At 46.5% G+C, this 16,011-nt stretch carries 14 protein-coding genes and 2 pseudogenes; 7 read left to right on the top strand and 9 right to left on the bottom strand.

The genetic code is table 11. From position 1 onward, the window contains the following. Positions 1–4: 4 nt before the first annotated feature. Together M1L66_RS08415 and M1L66_RS08410 are read right to left on the bottom strand one after the other, a co-directional pair. Positions 5–1,573 (bottom strand): response regulator transcription factor, encoded by a 1,569-nt coding sequence (locus tag M1L66_RS08415; protein WP_434692187.1) that lies wholly within the window; start codon positions 1,571–1,573, stop codon positions 5–7. A 17-nt stretch (positions 1,574–1,590) separates the two neighbouring features. Continuing rightward, positions 1,591–2,001, bottom strand: coding sequence for a VOC family protein (locus M1L66_RS08410; protein ID WP_187022841.1), 411 nt, complete (start codon positions 1,999–2,001; stop codon positions 1,591–1,593). Between the two features lie 172 nt (positions 2,002–2,173). Between M1L66_RS08410 and M1L66_RS08405 the strand changes: the two genes are divergently transcribed. From M1L66_RS08405 to M1L66_RS08380, 6 genes are all read left to right on the top strand, one after another. Next, positions 2,174–2,944 (top strand): TMEM164 family acyltransferase, encoded by a 771-nt coding sequence (locus M1L66_RS08405; protein ID WP_434692185.1) that lies wholly within the window; start codon positions 2,174–2,176, stop codon positions 2,942–2,944. Positions 2,945–3,045: 101 nt separating this feature from the next. After that, entirely contained in the window at positions 3,046–3,477 is a 432-nt protein-coding gene (locus tag M1L66_RS08400; protein ID WP_187022843.1) for a C-GCAxxG-C-C family protein, read from the top strand. A 272-nt stretch (positions 3,478–3,749) separates the two neighbouring features. Next, positions 3,750–5,081, top strand: a complete 1,332-nt coding sequence (locus M1L66_RS08395; protein WP_187022844.1) for an MATE family efflux transporter — start codon at positions 3,750–3,752, stop codon at positions 5,079–5,081. A 230-nt stretch (positions 5,082–5,311) separates the two neighbouring features. Then, positions 5,312–6,364: a cobalamin B12-binding domain-containing protein gene (locus M1L66_RS08390; protein ID WP_187022845.1), complete on the top strand. Its 1,053-nt coding sequence runs from the start codon at positions 5,312–5,314 to the stop codon at positions 6,362–6,364. Then, entirely contained in the window at positions 6,343–8,079 is a 1,737-nt protein-coding gene (locus M1L66_RS08385) for a putative bifunctional diguanylate cyclase/phosphodiesterase (RefSeq protein ID WP_434692181.1), read from the top strand. Before M1L66_RS08390 ends, M1L66_RS08385 begins: the two co-directional genes overlap by 22 nt. Beyond that, the gene (locus tag M1L66_RS08380; protein ID WP_434692179.1) at positions 8,021–8,809 is read left to right on the top strand and encodes a sensor histidine kinase; all 789 of its coding nucleotides are present in this window, start codon (positions 8,021–8,023) and stop codon (positions 8,807–8,809) included. The genes M1L66_RS08385 and M1L66_RS08380 overlap by 59 nt, the downstream gene beginning before the upstream one ends. Before the next feature lie 54 nt (positions 8,810–8,863). Here the strand turns inward: M1L66_RS08380 and M1L66_RS08375 are convergent, their stop codons facing one another. Beyond that, entirely contained in the window at positions 8,864–9,511 is a 648-nt protein-coding gene (locus tag M1L66_RS08375; protein WP_434694226.1) for a DUF6783 domain-containing protein, read from the bottom strand. Here M1L66_RS08375 and M1L66_RS08370 point away from each other — a divergent pair. After that, complete coding sequence (locus tag M1L66_RS08370; protein ID WP_434694224.1) at positions 9,410–9,715, top strand: DUF6783 domain-containing protein; 306 nt, start codon at positions 9,410–9,412, stop codon at positions 9,713–9,715. The two genes, M1L66_RS08375 and M1L66_RS08370, sit on opposite strands and share 102 nt — an antisense overlap. A 62-nt stretch (positions 9,716–9,777) precedes the next feature. Here the strand turns inward: M1L66_RS08370 and M1L66_RS08365 are convergent. The 6 genes and pseudogenes from M1L66_RS08365 to M1L66_RS08340 form a co-directional block, all read right to left on the bottom strand. Then, positions 9,778–10,095 (bottom strand): annotated as a pseudogene (locus M1L66_RS08365) (N-acetylmuramoyl-L-alanine amidase); the annotation flags it as partial. A 653-nt stretch (positions 10,096–10,748) separates the two neighbouring features. Continuing rightward, complete coding sequence (locus M1L66_RS08360; RefSeq protein ID WP_434692177.1) at positions 10,749–12,431, bottom strand: recombinase family protein; 1,683 nt, start codon at positions 12,429–12,431, stop codon at positions 10,749–10,751. Positions 12,432–12,551: 120 nt separating this feature from the next. Further along, the gene (locus tag M1L66_RS08355; RefSeq protein WP_434692174.1) at positions 12,552–12,815 is read right to left on the bottom strand and encodes a DUF6870 family protein; all 264 of its coding nucleotides are present in this window, start codon (positions 12,813–12,815) and stop codon (positions 12,552–12,554) included. Positions 12,816–12,899: 84 nt separating this feature from the next. Then, a pseudogene (locus tag M1L66_RS08350) lies at positions 12,900–13,118 on the bottom strand (sigma-70 family RNA polymerase sigma factor); the annotation flags it as partial. A 484-nt stretch (positions 13,119–13,602) separates the two neighbouring features. Beyond that, a complete protein-coding gene (locus M1L66_RS08345) occupies positions 13,603–15,366 on the bottom strand; it encodes a M56 family metallopeptidase (protein ID WP_434692172.1) in 1,764 nt (587 codons plus the stop codon). Then, on the bottom strand, positions 15,363–15,743 hold the full coding sequence (locus M1L66_RS08340; RefSeq protein ID WP_434692170.1) for a BlaI/MecI/CopY family transcriptional regulator: 381 nt from the start codon (positions 15,741–15,743) through the stop codon (positions 15,363–15,365). Before M1L66_RS08340 ends, M1L66_RS08345 begins: the two co-directional genes overlap by 4 nt. Positions 15,744–16,011: the final 268 nt, after the last annotated feature.

Raw genomic sequence — 16,011 nt, 5'->3', positions numbered from 1 at the left:
GACATCACTCCGTTCTGCCGCTCATTTTCCGGTATTCCTCGGGTGTCATGCCATAGCAGCGCTTAAACGCCCGGACAAAGTAGTTGGCGTCCCGGTAACCGGTAAGAACCGCGATATCCCGGACCCTGGATTCTGTCGTGAGCAGCAGTTCCCTGGCCTTCTCCATGCGCAGCCGGATCAGATACTCGGAAAATGTACTCTTATACGTATTTTTAAACAGCGTACTGAAATAGGAGGGGTTAAAATGATATTTCTCCGCAACGCTTTCCAGATTAATCTCATCCATGTAATGATTTTCCAAATACACTCCGCAGTCTGTCATAATATCGCGTCCTTTTCCCTCCTTCTGGCTGTTCAGTTCCTTTCCCAGATCCAGGAAGAAGGCGTAGAGACTGCGTTTCAGCAGTGTCAAGGTCGCCGACCGCTGGAGGCTGCTGATCTGTAAATTCGCCTCTTTTTTAAAGCTTCCGGAGATGAGAACATCGAGATTTCTCATGATCTGAAACAGGGCAAATATTACTCTCTGCTTTAGCAGGACCGGGGGCGAAAAAAGCGTGCTTACTCCTTCATCGATCTCCACAGCCAGGAGTTCATAGGCGTTTCGAAGTTCTCCCCTTTTTAGCCCTTCCACAACAGGCAGAACCGAGTAGGTAACCGCATCGGAATTCTTTCCAATCCGGCCTCCGATAGTCTCCTCCGAGAGGAATGTCCCCGGCTCATAAAATTCGTACTGGATGTAGCGGACCGCCTCCTCATAGGACTGAGACGCCTGTTCGTAGAGATTGTCCGTCATGGAACCGGGAGAACAGATCAGCCTGCAAGAAGGCAGTACAGATCTCATATGGCTCTCGATGGCGGACCACCGCGCCCCAGTCATGGGCTCCTCTGTCAATAAGCAGACCGCCATCATATCCGGCTGATGCTCCAGAAAGAAGGGATAAGAAGAATTCGGGTCGAGGGATTTCTTCATCTGATACTTCAGATCATTCCTCTGCTCCTCGCTCAAATCTCTGCTGTCGCTCACCACTCGGCAGCAAATAACAGTGCCTGGCTGTTCCAGCTGGAACAGGTCCTTCAGCCTCTCTTTTCCGGCAAAATCCGGCTTCTGGACAAACAGGTTCATCAGATGATCCATATAAACGGGCATCGTCTCTGTCAGACGGCTCTCGATGCTTTCCTGCTTGCTCCGGCTTCTCTGACGCTCAGAGAGTCTTTCTGTGACCTTTGTCAAAACCATCTGAATCTCGTCACTGTCCACCGGCTTCATAATATAATCGGCAGCCTGATATTTTAAGGCCTCTCTGGCATAGTCGAACTGCCCATAGCCGCTTAAGATGATTACCTCCACCTCCGGATTTTGTGCCTTCGCCGCCTTTAACAGTTCCAAACCATTCATATTGGTCATTCGTATATCGGTTATAATAATATCGCAGTCCACCAGCTCGATCACTTCCAGAGCTGTCACACCGTCATCCGCTTCCAGAAGCATATCCTCCGGCCTCATGGCGGTCAAAAGATTCATCAGTCCTTTTCTGTGGTCTGCTTCATCGTCTACAATCAGTATTTTATACATGGCTTATCCACATTCCTTCAGATGTCGGTATTGGAGGCAGACTCTCTCTGTACGATTTCGATTTCTACCCCGTTCGGATCTTCTATCAGCATGCCGGTCCATTTCAGTTTATCCACCCGGACAGGCTCCATCAGCACGTTCACCCCATATGTGGTACACCGCTTAAACAGCGCTTCGATACCATCCGTTGTCAGAGCCATATGGCGATAGATTCCTTTCTCATCCGACGGCTCCGGATGCGCCGGCTTATCGTTGTAGTACTCAATCAGTTCCAATCGCGTGCTGTCATTTAAGTAAAAATATGTAAGTCTGTGGTCCCCCATATCCACATCATACATTTTTTCAAGCCCCAGCACCTCCTCGTAAAATGTAAAGCTTGCTTCTCTGTCCGCCATGTTTACGGTAATGTGATCCAGACCTGTAATCATGATCATTTCTCCTCCTTTTAATTTTCTAAAAATTATCTACAGTTTAACATGTGTCTCTTTCAGCTGTCAAACGCAGCAGCCGTAAGATTCCCATTGACTTATCCCACCACTGGAATTACACTTTAGAAAGACACAAAAAAGACTGGATGAGCATTCAACTGAGGTAATCACAATGAAAGAATTTATTATAAAAACAGCATGGCCCATGGTTCCGCCCAGGCCATATTCTGCTTTTCATATCTGTATTATGGCCGCGGGCTTCCTGGCGGCTGTGCTGGCGGCTTACTTTCTTTCCAGAAAAACAGAGAGGAAGTATTTTATACGGCTGCTGTTTTTCTGCGGCCTTATCCTGGCCGCAAGCGAGATTTACAAGCAGCTGTTCCTGTATTACGTGGTAAATCAGGAGAAATACGACTGGTGGTATTTCCCATTTCAGCTGTGCAGCCTTCCCATGTATTTCTGCCTGCTTCTGCCTCTCATAAAAAACAGGAGGCTGCAGCTGATCATCCTGACCTTTATGCAGGACTTTAACCTTTTGGGAGGTATTATGGCTCTGGCGGAGCCTTCCGGCCTGCTGCATCCTTACTGGTTTTTGACGCTGCACGGATTGCTGTGGCATATCCTGCTGATCTTTATCGGTCTTTTGATCGGATTTTCCCATAAATCCGATTCCAGTTTTTCCGGTTACGTCAGCACACTGCCGCTGTTTCTGATCTGCTGTGGGATCGCTACATTGATTAATGTGACAGCCAAACCGCTCGGGCAGGCGGATATGTTCTACATCTCCCCCTACTATCCCAACAATCAGGCTGTATTTTACAACATTTCACAAAAGCTGGGGGTGCTGCCGGGAAACATCATTTATCTCCTTTCCATCTGCGCAGGCGGCCTCTTATTTCATATGATATTTGCCCGGCTTTTCAGGCATGCAGCCAGGAGTTGAATCACGATATTTGACATTTTCATTTGCAATTGACATTTTCTTTCGTAAGTGTTATCATATTGGTTACAGTTTAATTATTGCTGATTACAGGAGGAACTATTATGTCAGATAAAATAGAAAAAAAAGTACAGGAAGCGCTGGGCAGACATGACCGCGGTTATAACTGCTCTCAGTCTGTTGCATGTACATTCTGTGACGAGCTGGGATTTGATGAGGAAACCATGTTCCGCATAACAGAAGGTATGGGGCTGGGTATGGGCAGCATGGATGGAACCTGCGGGGCAATCGGTGCCGCAGCCGTTCTGGCCGGTATGAAAAACAGTACGGTCCATCTCGATCATCCGGATTCCAAGGCGGTCTCCTACAAAGCCGCCAGACAGTGTTTAAATGAGTTTAAGGATCAGAACGGAAGTGTTATCTGCCGTGAATTAAAGGGCGTGGATACCGGCCGCGTACTCCGCTCCTGCAATGACTGTATTGCCGATGCAGTTCGAATCATTGAGACGGAGCTCTACGGAGAAGATGCCGAATAAATCTGTGAAAAAATGGCGAATAAATCTTTAAATAAATGATTGACACCTGATTTTTCATGTGTTATTATGCCTTCAGAAGATAAAATTAAATAAGATGTCAAGGCTATGCTGGGTTTGGATTATGGACTTATGGACTCAGAGCATAGATTGTCATCCCCATTTTAATGAACCATATGGTTTACTGTTTCTGGAACTAAACAGCCCACCATATGGTTTTTTTGTTGCCATTTTTCAGCAGTATTCAATCATTGATGATTCAGGGAGGTTATTTTATGCAGAACAAACAGGATTTTATGAAGACAAAGCCGGTATTTCCGCTTTTACTTTCCATGGCGGCGCCTATGGTGCTGTCCATGTTAATCCAGTCACTTTACAATATCGTAGACAGTATTTTCGTGGCCCGTCTGGGAACGGAGGCCCTGACCGCGGTCTCTCTCGTATACCCGCTCCAGAATATTGTCCTGTCTCTTTCCGTAGGCGTCGGCGTGGGAATTAACTCCGTCATCGCCAGAAAACTGGGGGAACAGAAGCCGGAGGAAGCCAATAAAGCCGCCTCCATTGGAATGGGGCTTACCTTTATTCACTGTATCCTGATTATTATCTTCGGTTTACTGGTGACGAAGCCATTCCTTTCCATATTCACCTCCGATCCGCAGACGCTTGCATGGGCATGCCGCTACTCTTATATCGTCCTATGTTTCTCTGCGGGAAGCCTGATTCATATTTGCTTTGAGAAGATCTTCCAGTCTGTGGGAGCCATGTTCCTGACCATGATTTCACTGCTGGTGGGATGCATCACCAATATTATTCTCGATCCGATCCTGATTTTCGGGCTGTTCGGTCTCCCTGCAATGGGAGTCACGGGCGCCGCGGTGGCAACCGTGACCGGGCAGTTCTGTTCTCTGTTTGTTTATCTGATCATCTACGGCAGAAAGGATATCGGGATTAAGATCAGCCCAAAATACTTTTCTTTTGACAAGAGTACGATTTTACAGATATACAGCGTTGGAGTACCATCTTCCTTAATGCTGGCCGCGCCTTCCCTCATGTCGGGAATCTTAAATTTCATGTTGGCGGGATTTTCTGATATTTATGTGGCCATCCTCGGTATTTACTTAAAGCTGCAGACATTCTTATACACGCCTGCTTCCGGCATCGTGCAGGCGCTCAGGCCTATCGCGGGCTATAATTACGGAGCCGGGGAAAAGGAAAGGCTTCATAAAATTATCCGATGCAGTATGCTGCTGGTTGTCGCCATTATGACAGCCGGAACTCTGGCAGCCCTTGTCTTCCCCCAGCAGATCTTCGCTGTCTTTATAGATGATCCGGCACTCATTGGCCCGGGAAGCATGGCTCTGCGTATCATCAGCCTCGGCTTCATTGTATCGACGGTCAGCGTCGTCTACGCCGGGCTGTTTGAAGCGTTGGGATGCGGGAAGAAATCCCTGCTCATCTCATTGATACGGCAAATTGTCATCATTATACCTTTGGGATTTATCTTGTCACGTATCTGGGGGCCGGTCGGTATCTGGGTATGTTTCCCGATCGCCGAATTCCTGGCAGCAGGGCTGGCCCGATATATGGTCAAAAAGCAGAATCTGTAGATCGAGCTGTCAACATATGTGTCATTATAAATGACACATATACTCTCATAATGTTTTAATAAAAATCTTGAAATATATCAAAATTTAATGTATTCTTAAATCAGTCAATGTTTTTCATATTATTGCTTTATATTTTGGCAACAAAAATGACATTAATTTGTCATTAGTAATGACTTGTATCTGCAAACTATCGGACCAGATATAATGGCCGGCTTAAAGGGTGGTGAAATATGAGCTTATTAATGATGGATCAATCTCCTGAATTTCAGCGGCTGACAAACGAAGTTTATACACGGCAATTGGAGCGTGATCCCCGCTTGAGTGAAGTTCTCGACAACAGAGCCAGACAAAGAATGTATCAGGATGTTCAGTATAATATAGATTTTCTTTATACTGCCATGCAGTTAGAGGATGACGGGATTTTTGAGAAATACGCAAAATGGGTATACCAGCTTCTCTGCCCGTTGATGGCGTACTGCACCCGTGAACGTGTAAAGGACATAATGGTGGATCATTATGAAATGATCCGCTCCTGTATGGCAACTGCCATCCCTGTGGAAAAACTCCCGAAGCTGCACAGGCTTTTGGACAGCGCTGTACAGGCTACGAAGGAAGAATATGAGCAAAACAGTCCTGCTGAATCCTTCTCTCTAAAATATGAAAAAGAAATCTCAAAGTACCTGGACTGTCTGCTGAGATCCGATACCAAAGGCGCTATCAATCTGGTGGGAGAATTCATTAAGACCGGAATTCCTGTGGGCGATATCTGCGTAGATATTATTACAGAAACAATGCGCAGGGTAGGTGATCTTTGGCACAGTCATCAAATTTCTGTGGATATGGAGCATTATTGTACCTCGATCACCCAGATGGCGCTCTCCCAGCTCTACCCTGTTATCTTTGATCAGGAACGGAACGGAAAGACAGTGGTAGTCGCCTGCGTCGGCAGCGAACTTCATGAAATGGGAGCGCGTATGGTGGCTGATCTTTTTGAGTATGCAGGTTGGGACAGTATCTATCTCGGAGCTGCAGTTCCTGCTGAGGCAATTGAATCATCAGTCATGGAACATCAACCCAGAGTGGTTGCACTGTCAGTCACCATGCCCCAACACCTGCCGCTTTGCAAAGAGGTAGTGGACCGGCTTCGCTGCGTATCTCCGGAGACCAGAATAGCCGTAGGTGGTAATGCATTTTTAAATACGGAGATTTGGAAAAACTGGGGGGTCGATCAACATACAAAAGATGCCAGGGCACTGGTAGAGTGGGCAGATGGTATATTATGATCGGTTATATTGCTTTATGCAAAAAAAATGGAACTGTTAACCGGGTGATCCGCAGTGTTCCTGTCGGGTTGATTAATGAAGGCAAAAATATACGCGAGCTATTCACAGATCCGTTTGAGTTGGACCATATCCTGACGCAAGATCTGGCCTGCCCCTCTTCTCTACGCCTCCGGATGAAGCTTGAAGGTGATCCGCTGGTTTATGTTACACTTAAAGCATACGGGGATCAGCTTCTACTCCTGGTATTCGGCCTCGATGAGCCTTACCAGTTTTCACAGCTGATTGAAATGACACTTTCAGCCCTGGAGGTTCCTGAAGTTATGGGACAGGACCCCTACGGCGCCGGTTATTATGAAATTCAAAAGCTGAACAGCCAGCTTATTAATTATCAGCGGACAATGGCCAAGACAAATGTACGCCTGCAGACGCTGCTGAAGGAAATGCAGACAGCCAGATCAGCTATTGAAATTCTGGAACGTGATCCTCTTACTGGACTATTCACAGAAAAAGTCTTTTACGACAGGGCTGCAAATGTTCTGGAAAAAAGCGCTGATGAAGCATTCGATATTGCTGCAGTGGATATCGAACAATTTAAAATTGTAAATGATACGTTTGGGGCAGTGGCCGGTGACCGGCTTCTGATGGATCTGGCTATGTGTCTTATGAATCTGCCGGTTGACCCCCCGCCCCTGTACACACGGGCGCGTGCAGATACCTTTTTTATCCTTCTTCACCGACAGAAAACTTTATATGACATTCTCGATGAGCATGTCAGCCTGTTTCTGGAACGGTATCCGCTTCCCATGCGTCTGCAAATCAGAATTGGTATATACCACATAGAAGACAGGGCTTTAGAAGTAGCCAGAATGTGTGACCGCGCTCTTCTGGCCGCTGACAGTATTAAAGGCAGTTACGGCCGACGGATTGCCCAATACAACCATACTATGCATGAGAAACTGATGCTGGAGCAAAAAATCGTCAACACTATGGTGGAATCCCTGCAGCGCGAGGATTTTCAGGTTTATTTGCAGCCCAAAGCTGAGATCAATACCGGCAGACTGATCGGTGCTGAAGCACTGGTACGCTGGAAGCATCCGGAATTCGGTATGATATCCCCCGGGGACTTTATACCAGTTTTTGAAAAGAATGGATTTATCTATTCTCTTGACCTGTTTGTATGGCGGACGGCGTGCAGAATGCTGCGGGACTGGAAAAAAGCCAACCGGAGTATCCCCATTTCCGTAAATGTATCCCGCACGGATCTTTATCATAAAGATCTTCCTGAAACTCTGTCCGGTATGTGCCGCGACTATGATCTGGCTCCCGATGAACTGCATCTGGAAATTACAGAATCTTCCTATGTCAGAGATTCCGTGCAGCTTCTTACTGTTATCAGGCGTCTGAGACAGGCCGGATTTATTATTGAAATGGATGACTTTGGAAGCGGATACTCCTCTTTGAATACTTTATCCGATCTTCCTATCGACATAATAAAGCTGGATATGATATTTTTAAGACAATCAGAAAATAATTTACGCCGCCAGAAAGTAATGCAGCTCATTATAGATTTGGCCAGAGAACTGGATCTGCCGGTCATCGCAGAAGGTGTAGAAACAGAAGAACAGGCGATACTCCTGAAAGCAATGGGATGCCCTTATGCACAGGGATATCTGTATGGACGTCCTATGCCGGAAACGGAGTTTTTCAAATTTTGAGATCGAACCGCTCTGCAACGGTACGGATGAAATCGGTGTTCTGACTGACAGCTTCAATGACATGGTCCGGCAGATCTCCGGTCTCCTGAAGGAACAGTATAAGCTGGGTTACGAAATCAAGGATCTGGAATTTCAGGTTCTCCAGTCACAGATTAATCCCCATTTTCTCTACAACACGCTGGACATGATCTACTGGCTGGGAATCGATAATGAGGCGCCCGATGTGGCGGAGGCAGCAAAAGAACTGGGACGTTTCTACATGCTGAGCCTTGGACATGGTGAGACTATCGTCTCCCTGAAAAATGAGCTGGACCACGTGGCCGCCTACGTCAACGTCCAGAATATGCGGTTTGAAGATCATTTTAAGCTGACCATCGATGTGCCGGAAGAGCTATACGACTATAAGATTATCAAAATTATTCTCCAGCCGCTGGTTGAAAATGCAATCCTTCATGGAATCCGCGAAAAAAGTTCGGAATCTGGAGAAATTACCATCAAAGCATGGCTGGAAGACGGCGTGATTACCATTTCTATTGAAGACGACGGGATCGGAATGCCAGAGGAAAAGCTGGGAACACTCCTTACCCGCAGGGAAAAGAATTCCGGCTATGGTGTATGGAATATTCATGAAAGAATCCAGCTTTCTTACGGAACGCAGTACGGCCTTCGCTACACGAGCCGGCTGTATATCGGCACTACGGTATCTATTACATTTCCGGCGCTGCTGTAAATGAGAGACACTGTTATTTAAAGAAGGAAAAAGGAGTGCGGTAAAAATAATCAGCTATAATATCCGGTAGCAGGCAAAGAATCCCAACAGCACCAAAACCACCAGCCCGCTCCAAATCATGGGGATTGCCGTCTGGGGGATATGAGAGGAGGGAACTGCAAGGTTTTTCACGACAGCCCATACCAGCCCTCTTACATTTCCAATCAGATACAGCAGTTCCAGAACCAGTGAAACAGTTCCCAGGATTTTGCCGGAGTTTGCTGCCTTGTTCAGCCGGCATGCCTTCAGCCCCAAAAGACCGGTTACCAATTTAGGCAGAGCCAGAATTGCCATGACCAGCATCGTAATCATGGAAATCCCCCTGTCCACAAACATTACCCTCATCCAGCACTTGCTTCCCATCAGTGTGGCGGCTATAAACCATGTGCTTGCGATGATATCTATCGCTCCAAGTATGATTAAAACACTGCTTGCGATTTTCAATAATATCAGATTATTTTTCATATGCACACCCTTTGTTTTATATAATGCCAAGCGCCCGTCCCCAATCAGCTTCTCTCTTCCCACACCAGGGCGTTTTTGAAAATTGCTTTCTGTCAGATGCACGTCACATTTTGTGGGAAATTTGTTCCGAATGAGCGCGGCGTAGTGGGCTACGTTAAGCGAATTCGGGGCAAATCTCCCGCAAAATGGGGCGTGCAGATGACAGGAATGAATTTTCAAACAGGCTCTAATATACCCAAAGTTCAGAAAGAACCTTTATTCTTACTGTTATCCGAATTATCACGTTTGGAATTTTCAGTTCCGGTCTTTTGGCTGTCGGGCCTGCCATTCTTATTCAGTTCCTTTAACGCCGCCTTTACATCTTTTAAAAATGCGTTCCACTCGTCTTCGTGGGCCACATAATAGCGCGGGCAGTCTTTTCCGGTGGCATCGTAATGGCGGATCACATCTTTTTCTGTCAGATCCAGTTCCCAGCAAAGCCAGGAAGTCAGCTTCACCAGAGAAACATATGTATCATCGGTAAACTTTCCATCCTCGCCGGGATGGCAGTTCTCAATCGAAACTGATTCCAGATTCTTTTCCTTCGATGTGGAATAAGCGATTTCATCCAGTGGAATTCCCTGAAGAATCTCCCCGTCAAGCCCTATGATAAAATGGCTGCTGGCCGAGGTCCCCTTATCTCCCTTCTGATCTTTTAAATTATCGAAATAATTCCAGTTCTGCTTAGCAGTCGTTCCCGGATTCGCCACGTAATGAATAATGATCTCATTAACCCGGTTCATCTTTGTTCCCGGCCTGGAATACGGATTTACTTCGAAGAAATCCTGCGTAATCCAGTCAGGAGCGACAAGGGCGCTCAGATCGATAGTTCTGCGTTCTATCCGGCCTTCCATATACAGACTAAGTGCTCCCAGAACGGCTCCGGTCAAAAGAGCCAAAAATGCGGAAAAGAGGCCAAATAAAATTCTCGCTCTCCGGCACTGCCGTTTCATTCTTTTCTGTCTTCGTATCCTGGAACGTCTCCGCATCTCAAGATCTTCGTATCTTTCATTATCCTGATTCATTTGTACCGGCTCACCTCGCCCCCGTTTTCTTTTACATAAGTGTAAGGCGTGAAGGCCCAAAATGTCAACAATCATACTATTAAACTTTTATTACAAATTTCTCCGGAATTTCTTATTGCTTTGTAACATATAAAAACAACATTCCCTTCCTGTGTATATAATGATAGTGTAACTGTATTTAATTTGAAAGGATAATGATCATGAATTCATATAATAAACAATATCAATGCCGATGCCCAGGCTGTTGTCCCCCCTGCCCTGGCTGCTGCCCCGGCCCCGCTCCGGAGCCATGCCCATGCAGGGTCGGACCGACAGGGGCTACCGGGCCACTTTTATTAGGAAAGTGTACCACCTATTAAAATGCGGTTCTTCTAAACCGCTTCACTCGGATTGTTGACCTCGATAAATTCTTGTATTCTGCGAAGCTCGTCAGCGAACCGAAACACGATACTGATATTCCCGCCCTCGTACACCTTTATATGGTCAACCAATTCAATCAGAACATCTCTTGTCAGCTTCTCAATGTTGCCGTATTGCCTGAACGCCTTCAAAAATGGGTTTTCGGTATCAATACCATTTTCAAGCTCTGCCTGTTCTGCCCAGAGCTTTTCAATGACTTCATTTAGTGCCTCGGCCTGTTCCTCGTAGTCCTCTTTCATGTGGCGGTAGTCGAAATGGGTAATCTCCCCATCTTTCCAATCCTGATAGATTGCTTGTTTATACCGGGCAATTTTGGCAAGCTCCCGCCCCTTTTGCTCAATAGCATCCGCCAGCTTCTTTGACTGGCTCTTGACGAGCGGAGCCCGGTTTATCCGTTCTATGGTCTTTGTGTAGTCAACCGCTAAATAAACCTGTTGCTGTATTGCATAGAAAACGGCCACCTCTAAGCGGCTATGTTTGATTGTGTGTTTCGTGCAGGCTCTTTTTGATTGGTCTTTGTAGGTACGGCAATAATAGTAAACCGTTCCGCCTACCTTGCTTCGGGTCATAGCCTTACCGCAATCAGCGCACCTAAGAAAACCGCTGAACAGGTAAATCTGCTTTTTTTGTGGGGCTGTGCGGGTATCTAGGAGCAATAACCGCTGAACCTTATCGAAGGTATCACGGTCAATAATGGCTTCGTGGGTATTCTCCACGATATACCATTCGTCCTCGGGTACGACCTCCTGAACGTGTATCTTGTAGCTTTTCACACGGTAACGGCCCTGTACCATATCCCCGCAATACATACGGTTTTTCAAAATTCCTGTGATTGTCACAGCGCACCACAAAGGCCGCTTTGCCGGGTCAATGCTCGGATTTTGGTATTTAAGCCCTAACCGCTCCCGCTTATAGGCGGCGGGGGAAAGTACGCCGTGTTCATTGAGATAATGAACAATCGCGTTTTTACTCATTCCGTCCAGAAACTTTGTGAAAATCTCCCGGACTACTTCGGCGGCTTCTTCATCAACCACTAAGGCGTTTTTATCGTTGGGGTCTTTTATGTAGCCGTAAGCGGCAAAAGAACCAATATGTTCCCCGTTGCGCCGCTTCATATCAAATACTTCCCGGATTTTATCGGAAGTCTCGGCACAATGGTTTTCATTCAAAACACCCTGAATGGGAACCGCGATACTCCGCATATTTTGCGGCTCTTTGTAGCTGTCTAATGGCTGATGATAGAGGGAGATAAAACGGACGTTAAATCTCGGGAACCAATCATCTAAATAATAGCCCTGATCGCTGTAATTTCGGAAAGAACGGGCAAGGTCTTTTACAATCACACAGTTAATACGGCCTTTTTTAATGTCACCCAACATTCTTTGGAAATCGTCCCGCTCGTCATCGGTTGTACCGGAAATTCCATCGTCTACATACTCGTCAACAATAATATATTCGTCTCCGTCATTAAAGCTGGCAATATGTTCTTCAATGATAGCCCGCTGATTTGAAACACTTTCGCTCTCGTCATTGTTTCGGGCATCCTCTTTAGAAAGCCGGATATAGATTGCGATTCTCCATACCCTGAATTTTGGTTTTATTGTATCTGTGATAGTACGGCTTCTGCGTGCCATGTGAACCTCCCTCCCCTATCACGTTACACCTATATTATACCCCTTATAGGTGCGGTGAACAATGTTGTCGAGCCCTTGCAAATCTCGTCCAGAGGACGACACAAGCGGCCTTAACGTTGGTTACAGGCCGCTTTTTTTACGTTGCAGGAAGTCAGTGAAACAATCTTGGAGGGGCGGGGCGCTATCCAGAAATTCCAGTTTTACGCCCATATCGCCCACCCGAAAGCAGTACGGATTTTTTACTTTGCGGAGCACCTGCGCCGCTCGCTGTTCTCTCGGAACCGTGTTATCGAAGGCCAGCTCAGACACGTCAACTAAGTCCTCTTTGTTGACTGCCGTTATATCAACGCCCGCGAGCTCCGCTAAATGAATTTGTTGTTGCATGGATATTCGCCCCCTTTCTTCCATGTGTATGTCATTCCCTGATTGTCCTATGAGGAAATGGCAAAAAGCGGCCCATTCTCACGCGTACAACTCACAGGGAGACAGGGCAACAAAAAGCGCCTCATGCTCAATACCGTCTCCGGCGTCCAATGAAAAGTATGCTTTGTTCCAGTACACGCGGCGGATATAGTTCCGTTCCAGCCGTTCAGCTTCGGCCAGTGCCTCCGCCACCTCGTCGGGAACTTCCGCAAACAGATTGTTATGATAGAACAGGTAAAACTCCCGTAAATTGATTTTTGACATAGTAAACCTCCATTTCGGTTGTGGGTGGACAGAGAAACCGAAATGGAGAAGGGCGTGGAACGGCACCGGGGCCGTCCTGCTTGTAACAGGACTTCGGGCCAAGTTGGCCCGAATCTGTTCCGCTGAAAAAGAAAAAGCGCCCGAATGGCACAAGGCCAGACGAGCGCAGAAATGGCAAGAATCGACTACGTAATACGCATAATTATCCCGTTGTTTGGTACGGCTTTTTTCGCAAGCCGATATTTATGGAATTATGTCGTAGATAAAGAAACACGGTGGCAACCGCCGTGTCCTTAAAGAAGCGCAACTTTACCACGCCCCCCGCTATCCTATTTTTCAAAAGACAGCGGCGGTCTTGAATGTTATTTCAAAACCGCCGCTTCATTCAAAGAGACAACACGAAACACTCCCGAAGCAATATTTTGTTATGAGACTTTATCAAGAATTACTTTGTTTTTATATAGAATTCATGCATTAAGGAATGTCAATCGTAGTAGTCTTCTAATATGCCGGTAGATACGGACTTTCCTTGATATTCATTTACCCACATACCGTATGCCGGGTTTACCCAGACATCGCCGTCATCATAGGTCACTTGTTTGATGAATGCCACAAGATACGTGACATCGTGTGTCCCCATTGATTGATTCCAGCCGTCAAACAGTGGCCATGAAATCTGTTGGGACTGCCCGGGCGCCACTGAGTTTTCACGTGTAAGTTCTTTTTCGCTTTTCTTCCATTCCTGGAGCCAGTTTTCCACCCAAGCCTTACCATTCGCTTTTTCCAAAGAGCGAATCAAATCTTCCGGAGGCAGCTGCCGCATTTTCCTGTAAATATGGGAATATGCCTTTGGGGAAACGGGGGATATACCTGTTACGATTCCGTAATCCACACCGTCCGTACCAAAGCCTACACTCCCGATTTCTCCATCTGTGGCGACATTCTGAGCGTCCCAATACAGTTCAAGCGGATTTCCATCTTTATCATATGCCAGGCAAACAATTTCATAGTCAATAATTGCCTTGTCGCTTGTATTGGTTAAACGGATTACATTGTATGGCCAATGATATTGATTATCCTCAAATGCGATTTTGCTATTGTCTATATGAAGAGGAGCGGCCTCCTGCTTGGTGTTGGCCGTTTTTGTGGGAACCATGACATTTGGGGGGTCTGGAGTTACTTCTTCTCCCTTCAGGGAAGCGGATGGATCTGCAGCATAAGCTCCGATTGCAGTTGCTCCACATGCCAAGGTGATTGTCAGTACAAGTGAAATTGCGAATATCAGTTTTGTTTTTTTACGATAAACCATAATTGCCCCCAACCTTTCTTTTAATAACTGTTTGTTTTCATTCAGCGTTATAGACGCAAGGGTATCTTTGTAATTTCCCCCGGCCCCTATTGCATTCAGTAGGGTATCACCATATGCCCGCCGCCCTTGTGGGTCAAGCGCCATAATAACAGCTTCATCGCAGGCAAGTTCACAGGCCCGGCCCACTTCTCGGCCCATCAGATATACAAACGGATTGAACCAGTGCAGGCAGATAACAAGCTGAACCAACCATTTATAAAACATATCCCGGTGCTTGTAGTGCGTCAGTTCGTGCAGAAGGGTATTTTCCAAGTCAATAGGCGTTAGATCGGTGGAGGGTAGCACAATACAGGGCCGGAAAAAGCCAAGCAACAGCGGCGAGGAAATGAGGCTGTTTGTATATAGTTCCACTGGTCTTTTAATTCCTGCTTGCTCTCCACTCAGAGCCAATCGGTCTAAAATTGCTGTGTCTGAAACCTCCGCGCGTCCGGCTCTGATATATTTCACAAAACCTTGATAGATTGTGATTTTCCGTATTATCAAAATTAACGCCACCATCAGCCAAGCAAGCCAGAGATTTTGTATTACGCCTGAAAAAAATCTTTGTGGTATCGGTGCGGCATCCGTTTCCCCACTTTTTGGAGCAGTCTCATTCTTAATCACTGTATTATCTCCCAAGATGAGCGCCATATTTTGTCTGGGAATAGGCGTGGTGTCTGCCTGCACAATTACACGGTCTATCTGCTGAAACAGAGTGCTAACGGGGCTTGTTTCCGGCGTAAACGGCAATAGCAGACGGGCAATTACCACCAGCCAGATATAATACTGCCAACGCTTGCTAATCCGGTTTCTGAATAGGGGCTTGCAGAGAAGAAGGACAAGGATTAACAGCGACCCGGAAAGGGAGAGCGACAAGACAATTTTAAGTATCTCATTCATCTGTCCCCACTTCCACCTTCCCAAAACTTTTTCAAATCCTCGTAGTCCGTGGAGGTGAGCATTTCCCTTTGTATCAGCGTAGATACAAGCCCCTTTGCGTCGCCTTCATAGAGCTTATCGAGTAAGGTTTTTGTTTGTGTCGCCTGATAGTCCGCTTCTGTAACGATAGCCGTATATTCGTTACGTCGGCCTATCTTATTGGTTTTCAGCAGTCCTTTTTCTACCAGACGTGATAGCAAAGTAATCACCGTGTTTTTCTGCCAGTGGTTGCCCGTTTCCTCCAGCGCGTCCATTATCCGGGCATACAGGGCCTTGCCGCCCTCGGCCCAGATAATTTTCATCAATTCCAATTCGGAATCCGATACCTGTCCTATCATTTTCTCTCTTATCCTCCTTTAATAACATCTTGTAGTCCATTTTTATAATAACACTTTGTAGTCCAGCTGTCAACGCCCTTGTGGCAGATGTTGTTTTTGGGGATACGCTAAACGGCAAGTGTCTATACACTTGCGAATTTTCCACGTTCCGGCTCCGCCGAAACCTGAAAAATCCCGCTTGTTGGGGCCAGCCCCAAACTCTGCCAAACCTCGGGCCAACTTGGCCCGAAGCTCCGGCGCTCCGCTTGACTGGTTTACGGCGAAAATC

The sequence above is a fragment of the Hungatella sp. SB206 genome, from assembly GCF_051132295.1.
GTDB lineage: Bacteria > Bacillota > Clostridia > Lachnospirales > Lachnospiraceae > Hungatella > Hungatella effluvii.
Note: the sequence above shows the minus strand (reverse complement) of the source record. Positions and strands in the feature narration are given on the sequence as shown.